Below are 24,207 nucleotides of genomic sequence, written 5' to 3' on the forward strand. Positions count from 1 at the left end.
ATACCTTAGTTTTTTAGAACTTTATATAAACACACTATTATGTCTTCAAGTACCAGACTTTCACGAGCGTATAAAAATGCCAAAACGGTGCCTTTCGATGATGATTCAAAATTTATATTATTTAGTGATTGTCATCGCGGAGACAATAGTTTTGCTGATGATTTCGCCAATAATAGAAACATTTATTTCCATGCACTACAATACTATTTTAAGGAAGGATTTGAGTATTTTGAATTAGGGGATGGAGATGAATTATGGGAAAATTCAAAATTTGAATCAATCTTTAACGCCCATAAGAATGTGTTTAAATTACTTCGAGAATTTCATATTCGAGGCAGATTGCATATGATATGGGGTAATCATGATATGGTGTATAAGAATGATGCCTATGTAAAGCAAAATTTACATAGTTATTTTGAACCTATTGAAGGCTGTGAAAAAGAACTTTTTCAAGATATTAGTTACAATGAAGCTATTGTTTTAAAACACAAAACAACCAATCAGGAGGTATTTTTAACGCATGGTCATCAAGCAGATTGGTGGAACTACACCTTTTGGCGTTGTGGAAGATTTCTGGTGCGTGTACTTTGGAAACCTTTACAAGTTTGGGGTATTGCAGACCCCACCAGTCCCGCAAAAAATTATACGGAATTAATTAAAATTGAACGTCGAATTAAACGTTGGATTGTAAAAAACAAGCTACTTATTACTGTAGTAGGACATACACATAGACCACGCTTTCCGGAACCAAAAGACATTCCCTTTTTTAATGATGGAAGTTGTGTTCATCCCCGTAGCATAACAGGTTTAGAAATTGAAAACGGAAGTATTTCCTTAATAAAATGGCATATCTCCACGACCGAAGATGGCACCTTAAGAGTTGTGCGTGTTTTGCTCGAAGGCCCTCAGAAATTAAGTGCTTATAAAAACTAAAGTCTAATTAATAATTGTACCATTTATTAGAAACTCTACATCTTGTTTCTCACCATCTTTAGTTATTTCAACATCATAAAAGAATCCTTTTTGATGGTGAGTTACCTCCTCTATCTCTACAATCTTATAGGCACCGTATTTTGTATCTATGATATCCTGAATAACCTTTGGTAAGTCTTTCTTGTCTATATTGTTCTCGGTTTCTATCCAATCTCCATTGGGGCTAAAGTCCGCTCTATAATGAACACCCTCCTTCTTAAAACTAGCCTCAAAATTATCATTTTTATCGGTTACCCAATCAGGATCATTCTCTTTTGGATATTTTGCCTTAAAATTTTCTTTTACCGTTTTCGGCACAGCATCATCCTCATATTGACAACTCATATACGTTACCGAAATAAATAAAGTCAGAAATAACAAACAGCTTCTCATGGCTTTCTTTTTTAAATTCTAAGTTGCGAAGAAACCCATTAGCTTCCTGAAAAGTTAACGTAAAAAAAACGATTACTAGCTCAAAAGCACGGTAAGCAAAAAAAATACCTAACTGTCCTATATCTTCGCCCTAAGAACACATAAAATGACTTAGCCAATTTAAATTTTGTTCTAATAAAAATACATGTCATTAAAGAAAACCAACAGCCAAGTTATGCCAGTATCAAATAAAAAAAGCACCCCCTATTATCAAAATCCATCTCAATTAGTGGTTTTTATAATCTTTATAGTGCTTTTAAATGGTTGTGCAACCTTTAAAATGCAAGAAAGCACTGATAATAAAGTTCCTGTCACCACCCACAAAAAACCAGTACACACCTTTTATCTTGCAGGAGGTTATGGAGACTACGCCATTACTGAAAACAGAGCTGCCGCTTCATTATTAAAAAAGCAATTGAGTACTGCTGATGAAAACACCACCCTTCTTTTTACCGGCGATAACATATCATCCACTAAAAACAATTGGAATACCGATCAAAAATTGGTAGAAGAACAAATTGCATTAACCGAAAATTTTAAAGGCAAAACCATTTTTATACCTGGTGTTAATGAATGGAAAAGCTACAACACACGCGATGTTGAAAAGGTTGAAAAATACTTAGATGCGATAGATTCTGATGCTTTAAAATTCTTTCCTAAAAATGCTTGCCCTATTGAGCAAGTAGTTATTAACGATGATTTAGATTTAATTTTAATCGACTCTAAATGGTTTACAGGTAATTGGTCTAGATTAGAAAATATAAATAAAAAATGTACGGATATCAATACGCGTATGCGTTTTGCAGAAGAATTAGAGGGTTATATTAATGATGGACAAGGTAAAAATATTGTGATTGCCATGCATCAGCCTATTTTTAGCAATGGGGAGTTTGCGGGTAAAAAATCGTTTAAATCTCATATGACTCCCGCTCCTATCGTGGGTACCGTAGTAAATACGGTCTTAGATTTGGGTGCTTTTTCATCAGATCGTTTAAATTCAAGACCTTATGAGTTTTTAAGGATACTGGTTAGCTCATTAGCTAAAGCATCGGATAGAATAACTGTTGTTTCTGGCCATGAAGAGAGTCTACAATACCTAACAGGAGGTGGAATTCATCAAATAATTAGCGGATCATTGAGTCAAAAATCTGCTACAAAACGCGGTGAAGATAATTTAAGCTCTATTGGAGGCACTTTAGATTTTGAGGGTAAATTTACATATGGTAAAAGAGGATTTGCCAAACTTGTATACTATGATGATGGCTCGTCTGATGTTACGTTCATCACTGAAGATGACGAAGAAAAAAATGTGGCACTATTACCTAAAATACAAAAGGATACTATTTCCTTAGCCTTTCATGAAGACAATGCAAAGACTATAAAAACTACTATTCTAGAAAATCCGGACGCCGATGATAAAACAGCGTTTTATACTTTCTTATGGGGACAACGGTATCGTTCTTATTTTACCACGCCAGTTACCGCAAAAATTGCACGTCTAGATACCCTTTACGGCGGATTAAAAGTACTTAAAGAGGGTGGCGGACATCAATCATTCTCTTTAAGGCTTGCCGATAGTAATGGCAAAGAATATAATATGCGTTCCTTACGTAAAAATGCCTTAAAATATTTAAAATTTAAAATCAAAGGTGTTGCGTTTAATGAAGATGATTACAAAAATACCTTGACCGAAGAAACTATTTCAGATTTCTTTACCACGGCTCATCCCTACATGCAATTAGTGATTAACCCTCTAGCAAAAGCTATTGCAGTAAACCACTCAAGTCCTGAATTGTTTTACATTCCGAAACAAGAAACTTTAGGAGATTTAAATAATGAGTTTGGAGATGAACTTTACTTTATAGAAGAAAGACCTTCTGACGAACAATTGAATTATAAGGGCTACCGAAGAGAAATTGATGAATCTGGAGCGATAAAAGATTTTGAGAGTACGACAGATATGCTTGAAAAAATTAAAGAGGATGAATCCTATACGGTAGATCAAAAATCCTATATAAGAGCTCGTATTTTTGATATGCTGATTGGCGATTGGGACCGCCACCAAGACCAATGGAGATGGGTAGAATACGAAACTACCGATGGAAACAAAGAGTTTCAACCCGTTCCTAGAGATAGAGATAATGCATTTCCTAAATTTGACGGCAAAGCTTTGAAGGTCGTAAAACTTTTTGCTCCACAGAGCCGTATGTGGCAATCTTATGATGCTGACATTCAAGATGTAAAATGGTTAAACAACAATGGAAACAGTCTAGATAGAGCCATATTAACTAAATATGACGCTAAGATATGGGAAGAAGAAGCCCAATTTATTCAAGACAACTTAACAGCGTCTAAGATTGATGCAGCATTTAACAAATTACCGGAAGAAGTTAAAGATTCTACAGCTACAGAAATTAGAGACAACCTAAAATTGCGCCTAATGACCCTAAAGCAAGATGCTAAAGCTTATAGTAAGTATTTAGACAAAATGGTTTCCTTACACGGTACTGAAAAAGATGATAAATTTGAAATTACAAGGTTGCCAAACGGCGAAACAAAGGTTGTTATTAAAAGAATACTTTCTGATGAAGAAAATCCTGTAATATTTGAGCGAACGTTTAACAAAAAAGACACCAAAGAGCTCTGGATATATGGCCTGGGCGATGATGATGTTTTTGAAGTTACCGGAGAGGACAACAAATCTATTTTTATAAGATTTATAGGAGGCTATGGAGATGACACCTTTAAAATTAAAAATAAAAAGCATTTAAAAGTCTATGATTGGAAACATGAAACTAGCATTTTTGAAGGTGAGAACCCTAAGAAACAAATGACGCGTATTTATGATACGAATATGTACCATTGGCGCTATTTTGAAGAAAACACCAATATGCTTGTTCCTAATTTGGGATTTAGAACAGATGACGGACTTTATCTAGGTGCTACAAACGTATATACCAACAAGGGCTTTAATCGTGGTGATTTTAGACAGAAACATACGGTTGTTGCTAATTATTATTTTGGTTTTAAAGCAATAGAATTAGGCTATTATGGCGTATTTGCTAATATATTTCCTAAGTGGAATCTAGAAATTAGTGCCTACCATTCCACAGATCGGTTTTCAAATAACTTTTTTGGGGTAGGAAATGAAACTACGAATTTAGATGATGATTTAGGTAAAGATTTTAACAGAGCCAGAATTGAAAAAACAAGAATTGATGCCGGTATCGCATATCACACGTTAAAGATTAAAGGTGTTTATGAATCTTTTGAAGTCATTGAGCAAAACAACCGCTTCTTTAATTCCAATAATTTTACGCCAGAATTATTTGATAACCAAAGATATTTAGGACTAGAAACAGAAGCTTATTATGATAATGATGATGCCAAAGATTTCCCTACAAGATCTATTATGTTTGGACTAAATGCCGGGTATAAAGCTAACTTGCAAATAAATGATAATCAATTTGGATACTTAAAATTTAAAGCTGGTATTTCTCATAAACTTATCTCCTCTGGTGATTTAGTGTTCAACACAAAAGCAGAAGTAAATACAACTTTCGGAGATACCTACTTTTTCTATAACATGCCAAGCATAGGCGGTAATAATGGACTTAGAGGATTTAGAGACGAACGTTTCACTGGTAAAACTTACTTCTACGAAACAACAGATTTAAGAGTTAGAATTAAAAAGTATATGACGGCGGTTGCTCCTATAAATCTTGGTGCATATGGTGGTTTTGATTACGGTAGAGTTTGGAATAGCAATGAAAGTTCTAACGTTTGGCATACCTCACAAGGTTTAGGCGTATGGGCAAGTGCTTATAATTTTTTAACTATAAATGTGGGCTATTTTAATTCTGTTGAGGGCAACATGGTTCAGTTTAAATTTGGCTTTGATTTTTAGGCAAATGCATTTAAGTTTTAAATAGGCGCTGATTTTGACTAATTTAGCAGTCTATTTAAAAACATAACCATGTTCAAAAAATCCCTTACCCTTATCGTTATCTGTTTCTCATTAACCTCATGTTGGAAAGATAAAAGTCCGGAAGATTTAATACGATTGAAAGAAAAATTCAAATCGCAGGTATCCTCTTTTGAAAACAAGAAAGAAAATGCAAATAAGATTGTCAATTCTGGATTAGAATCTCTCAACGCTTTAAAGAGCGCCTTAGAAGACACTAAAAATGAAGATAAAGAATTTGCCAAAGTATACGGGGATTGGGAAAAAGTAAACAAGCGTGTAGAGAAATTGAATAAAGAATACGAAGATTTGAAAACCAAAGCATCTAATCTTTTCACCGCTATGGATACTCAAACCAATAGTTTAAGTGATGAAACTAGCAAGAAAACTTTATTAAAAGCTATCAATAGGGCTAGAACAAAATACAACGGTACACTTGCGAATACTTCTAAAGCTATCGAGAAATTGCGCTTATTGCACGGAGATGCTGTTGAAGTAGTTAAAGCATTAGAAGTAGCCGCTGCATTAAATTCTTTTGATAATATTAATGACCAAATGAAAAGTATCGAAGGACGTGTAGATGGTATTATGCAAGAACTAAATGTTGCTGTTGTAGAAAGTAAAAAGCTTTACGAAAAGAAAATTACGGAGTTAGAAGAGAACTAAGAGGTACCGATGGTCTAATTTAACATCAATTTTAAATTCATTGGCAGGGTATTTGCTAAATTTACTATTAGCTAACATCTATTTTTAATTTATGAAGCGGTTATTCTTTTTTGCATGTTGTAGTTTACTTTTTCAAGCAGGGTTCTCCCAAGAAGGAGTTATCAAGGCACAGCCTATAAAAATTGAAAGTAAAAACCCTACTGATTTAAAATTGATTCCGGAGCAAAAAACAAACTTGTCTCTGAACATGCCAGACCTATTAGGAAAGCAAGAAGACTCCAATACTAAGGATTCTTTAGAGCCAAAAATTTCCATGCTTCCAACTAAAGATTTGGTACAGGCGGGTAAGGATTTAAAATTAAATCCGAAATTTGGAGAAAACTCTGGTCAAAGTCAGGGTAAACATTTTCCTAATATGTATTTGGGGGATATCAAAAACAATGGAAAATTTATAGGTATTGTTTGTCGTGATCATGAATATGTAGATGGCGATTTAGTAAGTATCTCTGTAAACGGGGAAGTTGTTGATCCAAAATTATTTCTAACGGGAGCTTTCAAAGGAGTTAATGTAGATCTTAAACAAGGATTCAATCGTATAGAATTTAAAGCGTTAAACGAAGGTTCATCGAGCCCAAATACAGCACAAATTAATGTATACGATGATGAGGGTAAATTACTCTATGCCAACCAATGGAATTTATCGGCAGGCAGCGTTGCTACTTTCATTGTTACCAAGGAATAATACTATAATAATTATCCCCTTTAAAAAGCACTATCGCTACAAACTCCAACAATACTTTCTTTTTTACTTTTCATAAGCACTTTACCTTGAAATAAATTCATTTGTTATGAAGGTGTAGATTCTTAGGTATCACCCCAATTAAACATCAAATAATTCCCTAAAAAAAAGCTACAATAGCCTTTTACCTCTGAAATAATATCTAGTTTGAGCCGTTTCTTTTATAACCACCAATAAAAACCGCCAAATGAAGAGTCTATTTGCCTCCCTATTGTTAAGTAGTTTATTATTTTCTTGTGTCGATAAAAATCCAGAAGTGGATGAAAAGAAATATTTAACGGCACAAAAAGAATACGAAGAAAAAAAAGAAACACTTTCCAAGAGCAAAGGTTTGTATTTCAAGGAAAATAGCGCTGCTATTATCTCCAAAATAAACAGCCTTCATAAATTAGCAGATTCTACGAATACGTTTAAAGAAGCCTCTACTGATTCTACCCTTTTTTACAGAAGTTCTGCAATTAATTTTATAAATTTTCCAAACTATATTGTCACCGATAAAAGCAAAAGCGTAAACTATTCTAGTTTTGAATTTAAAGCAAAGCAAAAAAGCACCGAACCTTCTAAATCTGCAGCTTTCATTGCTAAAGAGAATAATGAATTTGCAAAGCAAAACATCAATGACGTCTTAGATGATTTATATTCTTGCACCAACACCCCATTAGATATAACCTGTACCAGCTTAAATGAAGAAGAACTAGAGCAATTTAAAAACATTAGCCTGGCCTTTGTAATAGAAGGGTATAGTGTCATGGATCCAAAATTAGATGATTCTGATAATTTCTCTTCTGGATTATTTTTTGCATCCATTACTGCCATAGACATTGAAAAGAATTACCCTATTTTAAAGTTTGATGTTACCGCAACAAACAGCGATCAAATTAAATACCGCGAAGGTGGTTTCATGAATGAAAGTCCATCTCAGAAAATTAATGAAGATTACAGAACCAACATTAAAAAGGCTATAATAGCGGCATGCAAAAAACACTTCAAGGTTCTCAATTATTAAAAAATACAGTCATAAAAAAAGGACTAAATCTTATAAGATTTAGTCCTTTTTTATTATCCAGTAAATACCTGAAATTTTAATTCTGCGCTACATCAAGTTTTTCTCTATCCATTCCTTTAAATACATAGCACCAATTCATATCTTTTAAAACGACATCATCACCATAATCACGGTATTCTTTATGAAATGAATTCATAATGTCTTCTTTCTTCAGTTCAAAAGAATTATAGCGGTAATCAAGATTTTTATTTATTTCCGATTGAATTGAATAGGAATATTGATTACTATCTAAAATATTCATATACGCACTTGAGAACTCAATGCTATCCTCATCATAAGCTATAACTTTCACTATGATTTCTGCCGGACGGCTATTGGTGTCTGAGCATTCAAAGGCTTTAAATTTGTAATAATCTCCAGTCGTTGGGTATTTAACGCGCATTTTCTGATTGGCCTGTTCTACATAGAACCTATTTTCCCATTTGATATCTTTCATCTTTTCATTTCCGAAAAATGACACTCCAATAAATAGCGCCAAAAAGATAAGAGCAAATGAATACCAAGGCGTTTTTATATCATCTCTTTGTGATAGTACATGCTGCAATTCAAGCGGCATTTCGTACATATTACTATCACCTTCTTTTCTAACAACATAGGCTTTACCTATAGGAAAAAACGGAATCCAAAATAAATGAAAATAACGCTGACGTACTTCTAAGGTAATTTTTTGATCTCCTGGGTTTTCTGGAATACCTAGTTCTCTTGGTGAAAAACTTTTTATTTTAAAATTATTATGTCCGAATACAATCATACTAAAAGCTTGTTGGTTGGTTGCTCTTAAGCGAACGTAAACCAAACTTATTTAGTATTTATTTTCGATGAACACCAACTATTACAGGCAATACATATATTTACTTACTACTACTGTTTTTAAAATTTCAAGAACAAACTTCTCAATCCATAAAGAGCTAAGGCTAAAAAAAGCACCACGACCTACTAGATATCCTAGTGTTGTTTTATTTATATAATAGAAGATCATTGAGAGTACTATATTTTTCGCAGATACGGATTAAATGTTATCTATGGTTCCAAATTCATCCTATATTACAAAACCATTTACCATACAAGCAACCAAAACTAATGTTCCTATATCGTTTGACTTTTCTTCTTCCCCTACTGGCACATTACACTTTCTCTGCTTTGTATAGCACCGCTACTTTCGCTCTCCCGGCTTATAGGTCTCCTTTGCTCTTTTCAACACATCATCTTTATAAAAAGCGACGTCTTTAAATTGCATGGCAGCATAGCGTGCTATTTGATCATCAAAATGCGGCGATTTTGGATCTCCGCTTTGACCACCTGCCAACATACTTTTTGCTTTTACTTTATCTCCAAACTCTACAACAGCCACAAAACTATTGCCTCTAGTCCCGTAGATTTTTTTAGTATCATTGGTATAACTTACTCCATATGCTGCCAATGCGCCCCACCTACCCGAAGCAAACCCTATAGGAATACTTGGCAAACTATCGTTAAAAGCCTGACGAATATCTCCGTTTAAGCGTTGATACCTGTTTACTTCTCCCCAAGGCATATTCCAGGTGCCAAAATCTTCCTCTAATTTTTCTAGTACTGCTTTGAAAACCCTTAATCGCTCTTCAAATGGTGTATCTGTACCAAAATAATTTAAGCGCTCCATATCACTAAAACCCTTGGGTGCTATTGCTATTTTGCCATACATAGTGCCATAATAATGTGCTAAAGTCATGGCTACAGATTCTTTAGCCGTTTTTAAATTCCAAGATCTAAGTACTTCTATTGGAGCTCCTAATTCTTTGGTTTTATCTGCCTTATCATATGCCTCTATCAAGCCTGAAATTAATTTTTCAAACGCTGGTAAATAGGGATCGTGTGCTAATTGTATTAAACTATCTATGGTATACCCACTTCTATCAGTCAATAAATTAATGGCATGAACCCCTCTGAAATTCTCTTGATCTCTAGACATATATTTTGGATACTCTTCCTTTTTAGGGCTAAATTCTAAGGCTGCTGTAAAAGGAGTGGAATTACAATTCTGAAACCATCCGTTCTCAGGATTTAAAATCAGAATATTTTCATCAACAGTATGCAAACCTTGCCAATCTGTTTTAGGGTTACTCCCATCAACAGGTTGCGTATAATCATAAATGGTATCGCGCTTCGGGACAAAATTACCGTGGAAATACGCAATATTCCCTTCCGCATCTGCATAGACGGTATTATTAGAGGAGTTGGTTCTTATATCCATCATTTCTCTAAACCCTTTATAACCCGTCTGTTTTGTACGGATATAAGATTGTTCTAAAGCCTTTACAGGTTCCCACATCATTGCAGAAGCCGTCCACTGGCCATCTACCATATGCGTAATTGGCCCGTGGTGTGTTCTATAGGTTGACACGTTCTTTTCTTTAATACTATCTCCTACTTTATATTTGAGAATGACTTCTCCAACCGTTACTGGTCGTAATTCTTCACCGTATTGATACACCAATTGATCGTCAACCTCCAGAATAGTTTCTTTAAACTCATCCATCACATCAGTATACGTGGAAGTATGCATCCATCCAGTTTTTTCGTTAAAGCCTTGATACACAAAAAACTGACCCCAAGTTACCGCTCCATAGGCATTTAAGCCTTCTTCACTTACCACATGCACTTCGCCTCTAAAGAAAAATGAGGTATGTGGGTTGATTAACAACAACGGATTTCCTGATTGGGTTAGTTTACCTGAAATGGCGATTCCGTTAGAGCCTTGTGGTTCTGCCATTTCTTCAACCTTTTTTAGTTCTAGTTGTTTAAGTTTTGGTAATTCCATTCCGCTTTCATAAAAAGCCTTTATCTTACTACTAGATATCCGTTCAATATCGCCACCAATAGAGCCTTCACTAAAATACATTGGCATCCAAGGTTCAAAATGGGTAAGCAATTTTGGCTTCACTTCTGGGTGTGTTTCTAAATAATAATTAATACCATCAGCAAATGCATCACATAATTTCTTTAACCATTCTGGGCTATTCTCATAATTTGCTTTCGCCTCGTCCTCTGTCATGAATAGTTTAGCCCGCAAATCACTATACAAAGCATCTTCTCCTTCTACTTCTGCCAACCTACCTGTGGCCCAGATATAATTTTGTTCCACCCTATTAAAATCATCTTCACATTGTGCGTACAAAAGTCCGAATACCGCATCGGCATCCGTTTTCCCATAAATATGAGGCACTCCAAAATCATCTCTAATAATTTCTACATGGGTAACATAGTTTTTATATTGATCTGCTACAGCATTATTTTTTGATTCGGAAGAACAACTTAGCAAAGTCATTACAAAAATTAGCAAAAGACAATTTTTCATTGGAAAAGGTTTAAGGTTGATGAAATGAAAATAAAGGTCTTGGTGGTTAAATACTAATTTTCAACTAAAAAAAACCTAGCAGCTTCTTCTAAGCCTATTTCCAATCAATTTAAAGTAACTTTGCATTTCATTTATTTATCATAATTCTCAAGCATGGCAGAAAAAAAAGTTAGCATTCTTACCGCATTCAAAACAATTATTTGGCCTAGAAGAAATCTTGTATTTATAGGACTTTTATTAATTGTAATTAGCAAAGCTGCAAGTTTTGTTGCCCCTATGTCTCTTAAGTATTTAATGGATGATATTATTCCTAATAAGGATATTCACCTATTAAAAATATTAGTTGGCGTTGTAGCGCTAGCTATACTAGTACAAGCCATAACTTCTTTTCTATTAACAAAAATATTAAGTGTACAAGCGCAATATTTAATCTCAGAATTAAGAGCTCAAGTACAAAAAAAGGTGCTTTCCTTACCCATTCGCTTTTTTGATAATGCAAAATCTGGTGCATTAGTTTCTAGAATTATGTCTGATGTTGAGGGGGTACGAAATCTAATAGGCACAGGTTTAGTACAATTGGTAGGCGGATCTATAACCGCTATAGTTGCATTAATTTTATTGTTAAAAACTAGTGTTTCCATGACCTTATTTACATTAGTACCCTTAGCCATATTTGCAATAATAGCCTTAAAAGCTTTTAAAGTGATCAGACCTATATTTAGAAATAGAGGAAAGATCAATGCCGAAGTAAAAGGCAGATTAACAGAAACCTTAGGCGGTGTACGCGTCATTAAAGGGTTCAATGCTGAAGAACAAGAGAGCAAGGTTTTTGAAGAAGGGGTAGATAAATTATTTCAAAATGTAAAAAAGAGTTTAACAGCTACCGCATTCATGACTAGTTCCAGCACCTTCTTATTAGGTATTGCCACTACTGGAATTATGGGTATTGGTGGCTATAAAATTATGATGGACCAACTCACCATTGGTGAATTTTTAACTTTTACTTTTTTATTAGGATTGATGGTAGCTCCGATTGTACAGATGAGTAATGTTGGGAGTCAACTAACCGAAGCTTTAGCTGGGCTAGACCGTACGGAAGAGTTAATGAATATGACACCAGAATCTGATGAAGAGAATAGAACTATCGTTTTAGAAAATATAGACGGAGATATTATATTTGATGATGTATCTTTTGCTTATGAAGAAGACAAAGATGTATTGCATAATATAAATTTTGAAGTCAAGTCTGGAAATGTTGTTGCCTTAGTGGGTAGTTCTGGCTCTGGAAAATCTACGATTGCAGGCTTAGCTGCTACCTTTCTAAATCCGGCATCAGGTAAAATTACCATTGATGGCCATGATGTTTCTAAAGTAAATTTAAATAGCTACCGACAGAATCTTGGTGTTGTTTTACAAGACGAATTCTTGTTTGAAGGCACCATTCGTGAGAATATCTTATTCCCTAGACCAAATGCTTCTGAGGAAGAATTGCAAGCTGCTGTTGAAGCTGCCTATGTAAATGAATTCACAGAGCGATTCGAAAAAGGATTAGACACCTTAATAGGCGAACGTGGTGTAAAATTATCTGGGGGTCAGCGCCAAAGAATCGCCATTGCAAGAGCTGTTTTAGCTAATCCTAAAATTTTAATTTTAGATGAAGCTACTTCTAATCTAGATACAGAAAGTGAGGCTTTAATTCAAAAAAGCTTGGCTAGTTTGACCGAAGGAAGAACCACTTTTGTGATTGCCCACAGGTTAAGTACCATCCGAAAAGCAAATCAAATATTAGTCATTGAAAATGGCCGAATTGCCGAGCAAGGGACGCATGATGACTTAATTGCTAAAGAAGGGCGTTACTACAATTTATTTACCTACCAAGCTAGGATATAAGGGCATAAAAAAGGCTAGTTTAAAACGATAAGATCATCATAAACTAGCCTTTTAAAAATTTTTTGTTAGTGATTAACTCTCAGGAGCCAATTCTAATTCTAGCCCTTCTAAATCTTCAGAAAGGTGTATTTGACATCCTAAACGGCTGTTATCTTTTACATAAAATGCTTCCGCTAACATAGCATCCTCATCATCAGACTTTTCAGGCAATGCTACATCATTTAAAACGTAACATTGACAAGAAGCGCACATTGCCATACCACCACACACACCAATAGTACCTTCTGGAGCTAATTCATATGCACGAACCAATTCCATAACATTCATATTCATATCTGTTGGCGCATCTACCTCATGCGTTACTCCTTCTCGGTCTGTGATTTTTATTTTTATATCGGCCATGGTTATATCCTATTAAAAATTCCCGTAGTAATTTTCAAGACTAAGGGAATTGTACTTTATATTTTTATAAAACTAATTAAGCAACATTGATTACCTCTTCAATTTGAGGAGCATACTTTTTTATGGTCATTTCAACACCACTTTTTAAAGTCATTTGATTTACAGAGCACCCAATACAAGCACCTTCTAATCTAACTTTTACAGAAGTATCGTTATCTATAGAAATTAATGAAATATCACCTCCATCACTTTGTAAAAAAGGCCTAATTTCTTCTAGCGCTTTTTCTACATTTAATTTTACTTCTTCTGATGTCATAATTATTTCTTTTTTACTGGCGAGCACCCCGCCATAGTCGTTATTTTAATTGCCTCTGTAGGTGGTAACTCTTCATTTCTACTTACCACTTCTTGTACCACGTTTTTAGTAATTTCTTCAAAAGCATTTGCTATAGGACTATCTACTTGCATTGCTGCTGGCCTACCTACATCTCCTGCTTCTCGAATACTTTGCACCAAAGGAATCTCTCCTAAGAAAGGCACTTTTAAGTCTTCAGATAAATGCTTAGCACCTTCTTTTCCAAAGATGTAATATTTATTATCTGGCAACTCTTCTGGAGTAAAATACGCCATATTTTCAACGATACCTAATACGGGTACGTTAATAGAATCTTGTTGAAACATAGCTACACCTTTACGAGCATCTGCTAAAGCTACCTCTTGCGGAGTACTCACTACAACGGCACCGGTTACCGGCATGGCTTGCATGATACTTAAATGAATATCTCCCGTTCCTGGAGGTAAATCTATCAACATAAAATCTATTTCTCCCCAGTGTGCATCAAAAATCATTTGATTTAATGCCTTAGAAGCCATTGGCCCTCTCCAAATTACCGCTTGGTTAGGTTGGGTAAAAAAGCCAATAGAAAGAAGCTTAACGCCGTAACTCTCTACCGGTTTCATTTTAGATTTTCCTTCTATGGTTACCGCCAAAGGTTTCTCCATAGCAACATCAAACATAATAGGCATTGATGGCCCGTAAATATCCGCATCCAATAAGCCTACTTTAAAGCCCATCTTTGCTAAGGTTACTGCTAAATTTGCAGTTACGGTAGATTTCCCTACACCACCTTTACCTGATGCTACGGCAATAATATTTTTTATTCCAGGAAGTGGCTTCCCTTTTATTTCGTTAGTCTTAGGCTTATCTGCAGCAGCAGGAGCTTCAACTTTAACATTAATCTTTATTTTTGCTTTTTCGTAAACCTCTTTATGGATGATTTTTAAAATCTCTACTTCGGTTTTCTTTCTTGCTTGAAGACTTGGGTTTGCAATAGTAATATCTACTTCAACCTCATCACCAAAAATCTGAATATTTTTTACAGCACCGCTTTCTACCATGTTTTTACCTTCACCTGGTACTGTAATTTGTTCTAAAGCTTTAAGAACATCTTTTTTTTCTAATTTCATCTGAGTGTTTTACTGCTGTTTAATTGTATGACGTAATTTTCATGAATTCATTTCAAAAAAACTCAAAAAAGAGTCCGATAATTACACTATTAAATTCCGATGTAACAAATTGAAATTTATCCTACAAAGATACGGTTTAGAAAGTATATTAAGAAAACTAGAAATTGAAATATAACATTGTTAGATAAGATTCTTCTATTTGGTACGCGATCCTATTGGTTATGTTCGAAACGCACGATTACAGCGCTGTATCTAACTCTAGAAAAGGGTCCCAAAAAAGAGTGTCCAGATTCTGAATCTGATTTTCTACCACCTCAACACCTTCACTCTCTAAAAGTTGCTGCATGAGATTGGTGCCATCAAAATGGTGTTTCCCAGTTAATAACCCTTGTTTATTGACCACCCTGTGCGCCGGAACATCTTCTAAATTATGAGACGCATTCATGGCCCAACCTACCATTCTTGCACTTCTTGCTGCTCCTAAATATTTTGCAATAGCCCCATAGGAAGTTACACGGCCATAAGGTATTAACTTAGCCACTTGATGTACTTTGTGAAAGAAATTTTTAGATTCTTCTTCCATTTTTATTGGTTAAATATTCTAAACAATGTTATTATAAACAAAAGCCCCATTAAACCGCTTAAAATATAATTAGAGTTTCTTGAAAAGGTATTGTTCTTTGTTTCTAATTTAAAGAAATATAGGGTATAGAAATAGAGTACAGCAAAGGTTCCTGTACCCGCTGCCAATATAAATATCACAATATCGGTAAGCTCAAACTTAATCCACCCAGAGGCTTTCCACATGGCATTAAGTCCGCTGTAATACGGAATTGTAAGTAAGTTTATGGCCGCAAGAAGAACGCCTTTGAAAAAGCTATTCTTTTTACTAACATTAATAGTTTTCTGCTTTTTGGGTTTATTTCTCTTTCCTAAGATAAAGAAATACACACATAAAAAAGCAAATACGACAAGTGCTATTTTTAATAAAACAGCAACTACCTCCGGATGATTGTGTAAATACTTAGAAATAAGCACGGCAATATAAGCCTGAATCATAATCATGGTAGAAACACCAAGACTAAAAATAATACCGTTTAATTTTCCTTTTTCAACGCTTGTTTTTGCCGCATTCATATTTAACAACCCAGGTGGCACGGTAGCTATAAAGGCAGCCGAAAAGGTCGCAAAAAATAAAATAAGCAAATGCGTCATTGGTTAATTGACTTTAAATTGAGTAAAAGTAATAGGTTTTCCTTTCTCAAGATACTGATTTTCGTAGAAGGTTTGTATGGTTAAAACTTCCTTAGGACTTCCTTCATTCTTATACACATCATGATTGGCGTAAATTACTTCAAGGCCTAAACCGTGTAAGAGCCCTAGGGTATAGCCGTGCATAAATTCGCTATCTGTCTTCAAATTTACAACACCATCTTTGTTTAAAATATGATTGTATTTATCTAAAAACAGCTTATTGGTAAGTCTATGTTTTGTGCGCTTGTATTTAATTTGCGGATCTGGGAATGTAATCCAAATTTCAGAAACTTCATTCTCTTCAAAAAGTAAATCAATTAACTCTATTTGGGTTCTTAAGAAAGCTACATTATCTAAGCCTTCTTCTTTTGCTGTTTTAGCACCACGCCAAAAACGTGCTCCCTTAATATCAACACCTATAAAATTTTTATCTTTATTTTGTTTTGCTAAACCAATGGTATACTCACCTTTACCACAACCTAACTCTAAAACAATTGGATTATCATTCTTGAAAAACGCACTCCATTTTCCTTTTAAATCACACAACCCCTTCTGAACATCGTCTCTATCAGGCTGAAGAACATTTTCAAATGTATCGTTCTCTCTAAACCTTCTTAACTTGTTTTTACTCCCCACTTTTGCAATATTAATTGAATCGGCAAAACTACTAAAATCTTAGCATTAAGAATGATGCAATGTGGAGAATATCTAAACAAAAGAATCTTTAGCCTTTTACAGCTGCTTCTTTGGGAGCTACTTTCTCTAGAGTAAATGAGAATTCAGACCCTACACCTAGTACGCTCTCTACGTAAATACGTTCATTATGCGCCTCTATAATATGTTTCACGATAGACAAGCCTAAACCAGAACCGCCCTCTTCTCTACTACCACTCTTATCAACACGATAAAAGCGTTCAAAAAGTCTTGGTATATTCTGTTTTGAAATTCCTTCTCCATTATCCGTCACCCTAACAATCACCTTATTTTTAATAAGATTCTCTACACTTACTTCTGTAGTACCATTTTCGTGACCATATTTAATAGAGTTCACTAGTAGGTTTGTAACTACTTGTTGAATTTTCTCTTTATCCGCATTCACCAAAATAGGCGTCTTATATTTCATATCAAAGGTGAGTGAAATATTCTTTTTAGCCGCTTTCATTTCTAAAAGGTCAAACACATTTTGGATTAATTCTACGATATTAAACTCACATAGCTCCACATTAAGGTCGCCTACTTCTAACTTAGTAATTAAATCTAAATCTTTAACAATGTAAATTAAACGGTCTACTCCTTTACTTGCGCGTTGCAGGTATTTTTTTCGAAGTGCTTTGTCATCCGCAGCACCATCTAATAAAGTAAGAATATAGCCTTGTACCGTAAACAATGGTGTTTTTAATTCATGAGAAACATTTCCTATAAAATCACGACGGTATTCTTCCCTGATTTTAAGTGTATCTATTTCTATCTTCTTGTCTTTTGCAAATTTTTCAATTTCAGAAGTAAGGGTACCCATATCTGTGGTTACCGTTCTAGAAGCCAAACTAGAAGACTCTAACAACGATACATCGTCGTAAATTCTTTTAATTCGTTTATAGATAAACTTTTCTACCCGAAGTTGAATTACAAAAAAACAAATGTTAAACGTAATGAGCACAAACACAATTAGAAGCAACCAATCTAATTCATTCTTAAGCCATAAGAAACTGCCCAAAAATAATGTCAGCGCTACGGTAATATAGGTTGCTGAACGAAATGCAAATTTGTATGATTTTTTAAAGGATATCGCCATTATAACACAAACTTATACCCTACGCCTTTTACTGTTTTAAAATGATCATCTCCTATTTTTTCACGAAGCTTTCTAATATGTACGTCAATAGTTCTACCGCCTACAACAACTTCATTACCCCACACTTTATCTAAGATTACCTCTCTTTTAAATACTTTGTTGGGTTTAGATGTTAGTAATGATAACAACTCAAACTCTTTTCTTGGTAGAATTAGTTCTTCACCGTCATTTACAATCTTATACTCTTCACGGTTTATGACAATGTTCCCTACTTTTACAATATCTTCTGCAGCAGCTTCTTCATCTTTTAAACGTCTTAATAAAGCCTTTACTTTACTCACAAAGACTTTTGGCTTTATAGGCTTGGTAATATAATCATCTGCACCAGCATCAAAACCTGCTACTTGCGAGTAATCTTCACTACGTGCCGTTAAAAAGGTAATAATGGTTTCTTCTAAACCTGGCGTATTTCTTATGATTTCACAAGCTTCAATACCATCCATTTCTGGCATCATGACATCTAATATAATCAAATGTGGCTGTTTCTTTTTTGCCTTAGCTACTCCTTCCACACCGTTTTTTGCAGTAAACACATCGTAGCCTTCTGCACTTAGGTTGTAGCTTAAAATCTCAAGAATATCTGGCTCATCGTCTACCAATAATATTCTAATGTCCTTTTTTTTCATTTGATACTTGAATTAGATTCTGGTACTTTACACGGCACAAATCACACTTTTATCACTGTATATCAATAACTTGCAACTTCTACCACTAAAGTCTCTTAGTTGGTTAATCGCTCAAAAGTAAAGATAATACAATTACGACTAAAGCCCTTAACATTGATTTAATATCGTAACATTAAGATAACACTTAAAAAATAAATCTTTAACATACAGGTAACATCACTTTTACCCTACCGAGCGTTCTTTGCCGCGTAAAAAGACAAAAATAAAATGAAGTATTTATTAGTATCGCTATTCTTAATAGTATCTACATTATCATACGCTCAAGACAAAGGAAGTGTCGTGGGTACTGTAATTGACAAAGAAGCAAGCGACGAACCACTGGCATTCGCCAACGTATTAATAAAAGGAACAACAAAAGGTACCACTACAGATTTTGACGGTTTGTATGAAATAGCAAATGTTGATCCTGGAACCTATAGTATTGTGTTTAGTTATTTAGGATATGAAACTATAGAAATTCCTAACGTAGCTATAGAGGCCGGAAAAGTGACAACCATTAATGTGCCGATGGCAGCTAGTGAAGGAATGTCTCTAGACGAAGTTGTGGTAACTACCACTACAAGAAAAGATTCTGAAGCAGCTTTATTATTAGATCAAAAAAGAGCTGTAGAAATAAAAACAGCTATTGGAGCACAAGAACTAGCTAAGAAAGCTGTCTCTGATGCTGCAGATGCGACCACCAAAGTAACGGGCGTAAATAAAAAAGAAGGTTCTAGTAAAATTTACGTTAGAGGTTTAGGTGATCGTTATAACAGCACTACTTTCAACGGACTGCCATTACCTTCTAATGATCCAGGAGACAAGAACATAGATTTATCACTTTTTGGTACTGATATTATTGAAAACGTAGGGATCTCTAAATCATTTTCCGCCAACTTATCTTCTGATGTAGCGGGTGCTAATATTGATATTGTAAGTAGAGAAATGACTACTTCTTCCCTATTTAAAGTAGGAATCTCTTCAGGCTATAATTCACAAACCACCTTTAAAGACTTCAAAAATATTGATGGCGCTAATTGGGTAGGCGTAAACACAGACACAAAACATAACGTTAGAGACTTAACAGTATATAGCTTTTCTAACGGTTTTACTCCTGAAACAAATACGGCAAGTCCAAATTTAGGATTATCAATAAATTACGGAAAGAAATTTCAAGTATCTGACGAAAGTACTATCAGTTTCTTCTTAGTAGGATCTTTTGATAATAAGTACAGCTTTCAAGATGGTGTTTCAGAAAACGTCATTGATGTTGGAAATACCGGATCACAATTCAACACTAAAACATACAACTACAATGCCTCTAAAATGTTGATGGGAAATTTGGTGTATAAAATCAATGCCAACCACAAATTAAGTTTTAATCACTTATTTGTTCATTCTAACAACCAAAAAATAGAAGATTTCACGGGAACAACTACAGATATAGGTAGAGGTGAAGATGACAATAGACTTGTAAACTTACTATTACAAACTGAAGTACAAAATAGACTTTTTGTTAATCAACTTTTATCTAACCATAAGTTTGGAGAAACTATTGACGTTAACGCATCTCTTGGGTACAGCTCTATATATAACGACGAACCAGACCGAAGAAAAAACACCTTCATTATAGATAATGATGATAACACCACTAGAATTTCACAAAATGCGGTAAGAGATAATAGCCGTTTCTACGGAAATTTGTTTGAAAATGATTACTCTGCAAACGTAAATGCTGTAAAATATTTAGGAGAGCGTTTTGAAAATAAAGGAAAAGTAACTCTAGGATATAACGGAAGAATTACAGATCGAAAATTTGATGGCATCTACTTTGACCATAACTTTGCTGCTCCAAGAACTGCATTTGTTGATCTTGATAATCTTGACAATACTTTTAACCAAGAAAACCTTTCCAATGGTGTTTTTGGTATTGAAACCTCTAGAGGTAGAAATAATAACGATGCAGAAACGTACCTACCACAATTATATGATGCTGATAAAAAAGTACATGCAGCCTATATTGATGCTATTTATAATGTAACAGACAAATTCACAGCTAACGTAGGTGTTAGAGCGGAAGATATTAAAATGAATGTAACTTGGAACACGAACATAAGTTTTCCTGGTTTTTCAAATAATAGCAGCATTGATTTAGACAAGCAGTATATTTTACCTTCTTTGAATTTGAAGTATGCTTTGAATGAAAAAATAAACTTAAGAGCTTCTGGTAGTTTGTCATATACCTATCCTCAATTTAAAGAGATTGCTCCTTTTGCTTATGAAGGTATCAATTACCAAGAATCTGGTAATCCTGGACTTTTACCATCAGACAATTATAATGCAGAGGTTAAATTTGAAATATTTCCTAAATCAAATGAACTATTTGCTGTTGGCGTATTTGGAAAATTAATTCAAAACTCAATTAACAGACTTGAAAGAAACTCTTCCATAGAAAGAGACTTTACTTTTGACAACGCTGGTGATGCTTCTGTATTTGGAGTAGAAGTAGAAACAAAATTAGATCTTTTTAATAGCGAATCTGACGATTTCAAAAGAAACAATATAAGTGTTGGCGCCAATGCTACCTTTATGAAGACTAAATTAGAATACAACACGAACAATACTTCGTTTAATTATACTGGTAGTACTTCTGAATTAGAAGGTGCATCACCTTTTACCATAAATGCAGATGTTTCTTATAAATTTGATTTTGAAGAAAAAGAAACTATTGCTTCTCTAGTTTTTAACTATCAAAGTGACAAAGTATATAGTATAGGTACAAACTTTCAAGAAAATATTATTGAAAAGGCAGTTCCTATGCTAGATTTAGTATTTAGCCACAAGTTTAATAAAACTATTGGATTAAAATTAAATGCTAAAAACATCTTAAACCCTAGCTTTGAACGCTACAGAGATATTCCTGAAAAAATTACAATGAATTCTTACAAGAATGGCGTTGGTATATCTGCCGGATTATCGTTAAACTTCTAATAAAAAAAAACCTCCTATAACAAGGAGGTTTTTTTATGCCTATTTGTATTTAAATAGCAATAAACATAAGCTTAACATTGGAAAATATTACTTAACACAATACTAATATTTAGGTAATCCTATAGTTAAGATGTTGTCTTTAATTTGTGTGAAACAAAAAACGTAAACAAAAACTAAAATGAAAACTTTAAAAACTTTAATTTTCGCTGCATGTGCTGCAACTGTAATGTCTTGTTCCTCTGATGATGATAATAGAGAAATAACAGGACCTGAAGAAAGTAACGGAGAAATCACAGGTAGTGAACTAGTTGGAGACATAACTGAAGATAGTAAATTATTGGCTTCAATTGAATACACTATCACAGGTTCATTAACTGTAAAAGAAGGCGCTACATTAACTATAGAGCCTGGAACCGTTATTAAAGCAAAAAGTGGTAGAACTGACGTGTTTTTAGCTGTGGAAAGAGGCGCTAAACTTATGGCACAAGGGACCGCAACAAACCCTATTACATTTACTTCTGATGCCGCTTCTCCAAAAGCTGGTGATTGGGGTGGAATTGTTTTAGCAGGAAAAGCACCTTCAAATAAAGGGACTGATGTACAGTCTGAAGTTGCAGGATTATTTTACGGAGGCACTACCAATGATGACAATTCTGGAGAATTAAGCTATGTAATTGCAGAGTATACTGGTGCAAAAATTAATGGAGAATCAGAATTTAATGGCATCTCTTTCTTTGGTGTTGGTAGCGGAACTACTGTAAACAATATCGTGGTAAATAACGGTAATGATGATGGTATTGAGTTTTTTGGAGGTACTGTTAATGTAACAAATGTATTCTGTTCTAATATTGCTGATGATATGTTTGATTGGACAGAAGGTTATACAGGTACAATCAACAACGCTTTTGGGGTTCGTAATGATGATTTTGATGTTGCCTCAGAAGATCCAAGAGGTATTGAAGGAGATAGTAATGGGAATGATGCAACAGCAGCTCCTATTTCTATGCCTACATTAAACAATGTGACTATCTTAAACTTAAACCCTGGTGTAGCTCTTAAAGCAGGTGCTGAAATAAGAAGAGGAACCGTAGCTACTATAAACAATTTACTTTTTGCTACTTATGGGACTGCATCTTTCGGAAACAGAATCGATACAGCTGATGATAATGGTAATGGTACACTTACCATTACGGAAGCATATGCACAAGGTAATGTTGGAGAGGACAAAATTGGCGGAGACATTACTGGCGCTATTACAGTTATAGAAGACGGAATTACAGTAACTGCTGACAATACAGTAACTGCTAAGGCAGGTGTTGGAGCTGATCTAACCGCTTTTGATTGGGCTAGCCCATCATTCGTAGTTACTAAATAATACTACCAAACAAAATACAACATTTAAAAGCCTCACCATCGTGAGGCTTTTTTATATCTTATATTCTACAAAATCCGATGAAATAACCTTACAAGAGATAAATAGTACGCATTTAATGCTTTTTATCGAAAATTTTTGTTTTAATTTTAACATTACATTTCTGTACTACTAAATTTAGTATCTTCGTGGTATACTATTTGTTATTAGTAACATATGAAAAAACTTTACTTTATCATTCTTTTCTGTATTGCATCTCTTGGTTATAGCCAGGACACGCCTACTAATGGAGATATTGAAGGTTTTAAATTATATCCTAACCCTGTTACTAGCGGAAAAATCTTCATCAATACTGCTCTAAATGCTCCAAAAAAAGTTTTAATTTTTGACGTCTTAGGGAATAAAGTAATGGAAGCTACTATTATTGGTACCGAGTTAAATCTTTCGGATATTGACGCTGGCATCTACGTAATACGGGTCTACGAAAAAGATAAAATGGTTACGAGAAAACTTATTGTTAAGTAAGCTCCACACTTCGTACATTAGTACAACTACATAATTACCCTACATACCGCAGTCCTAAAACCTACACGACTATTCTATTTAAAATCCTGATTTACAATAAACAAAGCCTTTTAAAGGTTAAAAAAGTCAGTTTACCTACAATAATATGGGTTTCACAACATTTAGTATTGCTCCCTATACTCTTTTCCTATTTTTACATCAGTTATCCCAACCAAATCACACATGACGAAAATTTACCTAATCCTACTTATGGTTTTTACGTTCTCGCTTTCTGGACAAGAGCCTATAAAAAAGAGCACGAACAACAATGAGATTGCAGGATTTAAATTATACCCTAACCCTACATTTAATGATGTTGTATATATTACAACAAAAGAAAATTTAAGTAAGACAGTGCAGGTATATGATTTACTGGGCGAACTTGTATTACAAGCACATAGCCATTATAAAGAATTAAACATTTCCAAACTAGACGCTGGCGTATACATTGTTCAGGTTACAGAAAATAACAAGACGTCATCTAGGAAGCTAGTTGTAAAATAAACCAAACCAACCA

Annotated in this window: 21 protein-coding genes; 10 read left to right on the top strand and 11 right to left on the bottom strand. The window is 34.4% G+C overall.

Features of this window, described 5'->3' with window-relative positions:
* Positions 1-39: 39 nt before the first annotated feature.
* The gene (locus tag M666_RS02850; protein WP_029445008.1) at positions 40-933 is read left to right on the top strand and encodes a metallophosphoesterase; all 894 of its coding nucleotides are present in this window, start codon (positions 40-42) and stop codon (positions 931-933) included.
* A 3-nt stretch (positions 934-936) separates the two neighbouring features.
* Here M666_RS02850 and M666_RS02855 read toward each other — a convergent pair whose 3' ends face one another.
* Positions 937-1,365, bottom strand: a complete 429-nt coding sequence (locus M666_RS02855) for a PepSY-like domain-containing protein (protein ID WP_029445009.1) — start codon at positions 1,363-1,365, stop codon at positions 937-939.
* 184 nt (positions 1,366-1,549) lie between these two features.
* Here M666_RS02855 and M666_RS02860 point away from each other — a divergent pair, with 184 nt between their 5' ends.
* The 4 genes from M666_RS02860 (at position 1,550) to M666_RS02875 (ending at position 7,839) form a co-directional block, all read left to right on the top strand.
* The gene (locus tag M666_RS02860) at positions 1,550-5,311 is read left to right on the top strand and encodes a ShlB/FhaC/HecB family hemolysin secretion/activation protein (protein ID WP_226989945.1); all 3,762 of its coding nucleotides are present in this window, start codon (positions 1,550-1,552) and stop codon (positions 5,309-5,311) included.
* Positions 5,312-5,380: 69 nt separating this feature from the next.
* Entirely contained in the window at positions 5,381-6,034 is a 654-nt protein-coding gene (locus M666_RS02865; RefSeq protein WP_029445011.1) for an ATP-binding protein, read from the top strand.
* A gap of 91 nt (positions 6,035-6,125) precedes the next feature.
* On the top strand, positions 6,126-6,776 hold the full coding sequence (locus M666_RS02870; RefSeq protein WP_029445012.1) for a carbohydrate-binding protein: 651 nt from the start codon (positions 6,126-6,128) through the stop codon (positions 6,774-6,776).
* Between the two features lie 244 nt (positions 6,777-7,020).
* Complete coding sequence (locus tag M666_RS02875; protein WP_029445013.1) at positions 7,021-7,839, top strand: hypothetical protein; 819 nt, start codon at positions 7,021-7,023, stop codon at positions 7,837-7,839.
* Between the two features lie 76 nt (positions 7,840-7,915).
* On the opposite strand, the gene M666_RS02880 is transcribed toward M666_RS02875, so the two are convergent.
* Together M666_RS02880 and M666_RS02885 are read right to left on the bottom strand one after the other, a co-directional pair.
* On the bottom strand, positions 7,916-8,695 hold the full coding sequence (locus tag M666_RS02880) for a hypothetical protein (RefSeq protein WP_151198019.1): 780 nt from the start codon (positions 8,693-8,695) through the stop codon (positions 7,916-7,918).
* A 357-nt stretch (positions 8,696-9,052) separates the two neighbouring features.
* Positions 9,053-11,233, bottom strand: coding sequence for an acylase (locus M666_RS02885; protein ID WP_029445014.1), 2,181 nt, complete (start codon positions 11,231-11,233; stop codon positions 9,053-9,055).
* Between the two features lie 153 nt (positions 11,234-11,386).
* On the opposite strand from M666_RS02885, the gene M666_RS02890 reads away from it, so the two are divergent.
* A complete protein-coding gene (locus M666_RS02890) occupies positions 11,387-13,123 on the top strand; it encodes an ABC transporter ATP-binding protein (protein WP_029445015.1) in 1,737 nt (578 codons plus the stop codon).
* Positions 13,124-13,195: 72 nt separating this feature from the next.
* Here M666_RS02890 and M666_RS02895 read toward each other — a convergent pair whose 3' ends face one another.
* From M666_RS02895 to M666_RS02930, 8 genes are all read right to left on the bottom strand, one after another.
* Positions 13,196-13,525, bottom strand: coding sequence for a 2Fe-2S iron-sulfur cluster-binding protein (locus tag M666_RS02895; RefSeq protein WP_024479084.1), 330 nt, complete (start codon positions 13,523-13,525; stop codon positions 13,196-13,198).
* Between the two features lie 76 nt (positions 13,526-13,601).
* Positions 13,602-13,841, bottom strand: coding sequence for a NifU family protein (locus tag M666_RS02900; protein ID WP_024479085.1), 240 nt, complete (start codon positions 13,839-13,841; stop codon positions 13,602-13,604).
* Positions 13,842-13,843: 2 nt separating this feature from the next.
* Positions 13,844-14,992, bottom strand: a complete 1,149-nt coding sequence (locus M666_RS02905; protein ID WP_024479086.1) for an Mrp/NBP35 family ATP-binding protein — start codon at positions 14,990-14,992, stop codon at positions 13,844-13,846.
* 238 nt (positions 14,993-15,230) lie between these two features.
* Complete coding sequence (locus tag M666_RS02910) at positions 15,231-15,575, bottom strand: MGMT family protein (RefSeq protein WP_029445016.1); 345 nt, start codon at positions 15,573-15,575, stop codon at positions 15,231-15,233.
* A 2-nt stretch (positions 15,576-15,577) separates the two neighbouring features.
* A complete protein-coding gene (locus tag M666_RS02915) occupies positions 15,578-16,207 on the bottom strand; it encodes a LysE family transporter (RefSeq protein ID WP_025613833.1) in 630 nt (209 codons plus the stop codon).
* 3 nt (positions 16,208-16,210) lie between these two features.
* Positions 16,211-16,882, bottom strand: coding sequence for a tRNA (guanosine(46)-N7)-methyltransferase TrmB (trmB, locus tag M666_RS02920; protein WP_024479089.1), 672 nt, complete (start codon positions 16,880-16,882; stop codon positions 16,211-16,213).
* Between the two features lie 88 nt (positions 16,883-16,970).
* Entirely contained in the window at positions 16,971-18,038 is a 1,068-nt protein-coding gene (locus tag M666_RS02925) for a sensor histidine kinase (protein WP_029445017.1), read from the bottom strand.
* Positions 18,038-18,724 (bottom strand): response regulator transcription factor, encoded by a 687-nt coding sequence (locus M666_RS02930; protein ID WP_024479091.1) that lies wholly within the window; start codon positions 18,722-18,724, stop codon positions 18,038-18,040. The genes M666_RS02925 and M666_RS02930 overlap by 1 nt, the downstream gene beginning before the upstream one ends.
* Before the next feature lie 267 nt (positions 18,725-18,991).
* Here M666_RS02930 and M666_RS02935 point away from each other — a divergent pair, with 267 nt between their 5' ends.
* From M666_RS02935 to M666_RS02950, 4 genes are all read left to right on the top strand, one after another.
* Entirely contained in the window at positions 18,992-21,754 is a 2,763-nt protein-coding gene (locus M666_RS02935) for a TonB-dependent receptor (RefSeq protein ID WP_029445018.1), read from the top strand.
* A 178-nt stretch (positions 21,755-21,932) separates the two neighbouring features.
* On the top strand, positions 21,933-23,129 hold the full coding sequence (locus tag M666_RS02940) for a beta-helix domain-containing protein (RefSeq protein ID WP_029445019.1): 1,197 nt from the start codon (positions 21,933-21,935) through the stop codon (positions 23,127-23,129).
* 213 nt (positions 23,130-23,342) lie between these two features.
* A complete protein-coding gene (locus tag M666_RS02945; protein WP_024479094.1) occupies positions 23,343-23,651 on the top strand; it encodes a T9SS type A sorting domain-containing protein in 309 nt (102 codons plus the stop codon).
* A gap of 222 nt (positions 23,652-23,873) precedes the next feature.
* Positions 23,874-24,194: a T9SS type A sorting domain-containing protein gene (locus M666_RS02950; RefSeq protein WP_024479095.1), complete on the top strand. Its 321-nt coding sequence runs from the start codon at positions 23,874-23,876 to the stop codon at positions 24,192-24,194.
* Positions 24,195-24,207: the final 13 nt, after the last annotated feature.

The organism is Cellulophaga baltica 18, assembly GCF_000468615.2.
In the GTDB taxonomy this organism is placed as follows: Bacteria; Bacteroidota; Bacteroidia; order Flavobacteriales; family Flavobacteriaceae; genus Cellulophaga; species Cellulophaga baltica.

Bases quoted from the DNA above. Each gene is read 5' to 3' on its own strand.
- M666_RS02850 (WP_029445008.1), top strand. From the start codon at position 40: ATGTCTTCAAGTACCAGACTTTCACGAGCGTATAAAAATGCCAAAACG.
- M666_RS02855 (WP_029445009.1), bottom strand. From the start codon at position 1,365: ATGAGAAGCTGTTTGTTATTTCTGACTTTATTTATTTCGGTAACGTAT.
- M666_RS02860 (WP_226989945.1), top strand. From the start codon at position 1,550: ATGTCATTAAAGAAAACCAACAGCCAAGTTATGCCAGTATCAAATAAA.
- M666_RS02865 (WP_029445011.1), top strand. From the start codon at position 5,381: ATGTTCAAAAAATCCCTTACCCTTATCGTTATCTGTTTCTCATTAACC.
- M666_RS02870 (WP_029445012.1), top strand. From the start codon at position 6,126: ATGAAGCGGTTATTCTTTTTTGCATGTTGTAGTTTACTTTTTCAAGCA.
- M666_RS02875 (WP_029445013.1), top strand. From the start codon at position 7,021: ATGAAGAGTCTATTTGCCTCCCTATTGTTAAGTAGTTTATTATTTTCT.
- M666_RS02885 (WP_029445014.1), bottom strand. From the start codon at position 11,233: ATGAAAAATTGTCTTTTGCTAATTTTTGTAATGACTTTGCTAAGTTGT.
- M666_RS02890 (WP_029445015.1), top strand. From the start codon at position 11,387: ATGGCAGAAAAAAAAGTTAGCATTCTTACCGCATTCAAAACAATTATT.
- M666_RS02895 (WP_024479084.1), bottom strand. From the start codon at position 13,525: ATGGCCGATATAAAAATAAAAATCACAGACCGAGAAGGAGTAACGCAT.
- M666_RS02900 (WP_024479085.1), bottom strand. From the start codon at position 13,841: ATGACATCAGAAGAAGTAAAATTAAATGTAGAAAAAGCGCTAGAAGAA.
- M666_RS02905 (WP_024479086.1), bottom strand. From the start codon at position 14,992: ATGAAATTAGAAAAAAAAGATGTTCTTAAAGCTTTAGAACAAATTACA.
- M666_RS02910 (WP_029445016.1), bottom strand. From the start codon at position 15,575: ATGGAAGAAGAATCTAAAAATTTCTTTCACAAAGTACATCAAGTGGCT.
- M666_RS02915 (WP_025613833.1), bottom strand. From the start codon at position 16,207: ATGACGCATTTGCTTATTTTATTTTTTGCGACCTTTTCGGCTGCCTTT.
- M666_RS02925 (WP_029445017.1), bottom strand. From the start codon at position 18,038: ATGGCGATATCCTTTAAAAAATCATACAAATTTGCATTTCGTTCAGCA.
- M666_RS02930 (WP_024479091.1), bottom strand. From the start codon at position 18,724: ATGAAAAAAAAGGACATTAGAATATTATTGGTAGACGATGAGCCAGAT.
- M666_RS02935 (WP_029445018.1), top strand. From the start codon at position 18,992: ATGAAGTATTTATTAGTATCGCTATTCTTAATAGTATCTACATTATCA.
- M666_RS02940 (WP_029445019.1), top strand. From the start codon at position 21,933: ATGAAAACTTTAAAAACTTTAATTTTCGCTGCATGTGCTGCAACTGTA.
- M666_RS02945 (WP_024479094.1), top strand. From the start codon at position 23,343: ATGAAAAAACTTTACTTTATCATTCTTTTCTGTATTGCATCTCTTGGT.
- M666_RS02950 (WP_024479095.1), top strand. From the start codon at position 23,874: ATGACGAAAATTTACCTAATCCTACTTATGGTTTTTACGTTCTCGCTT.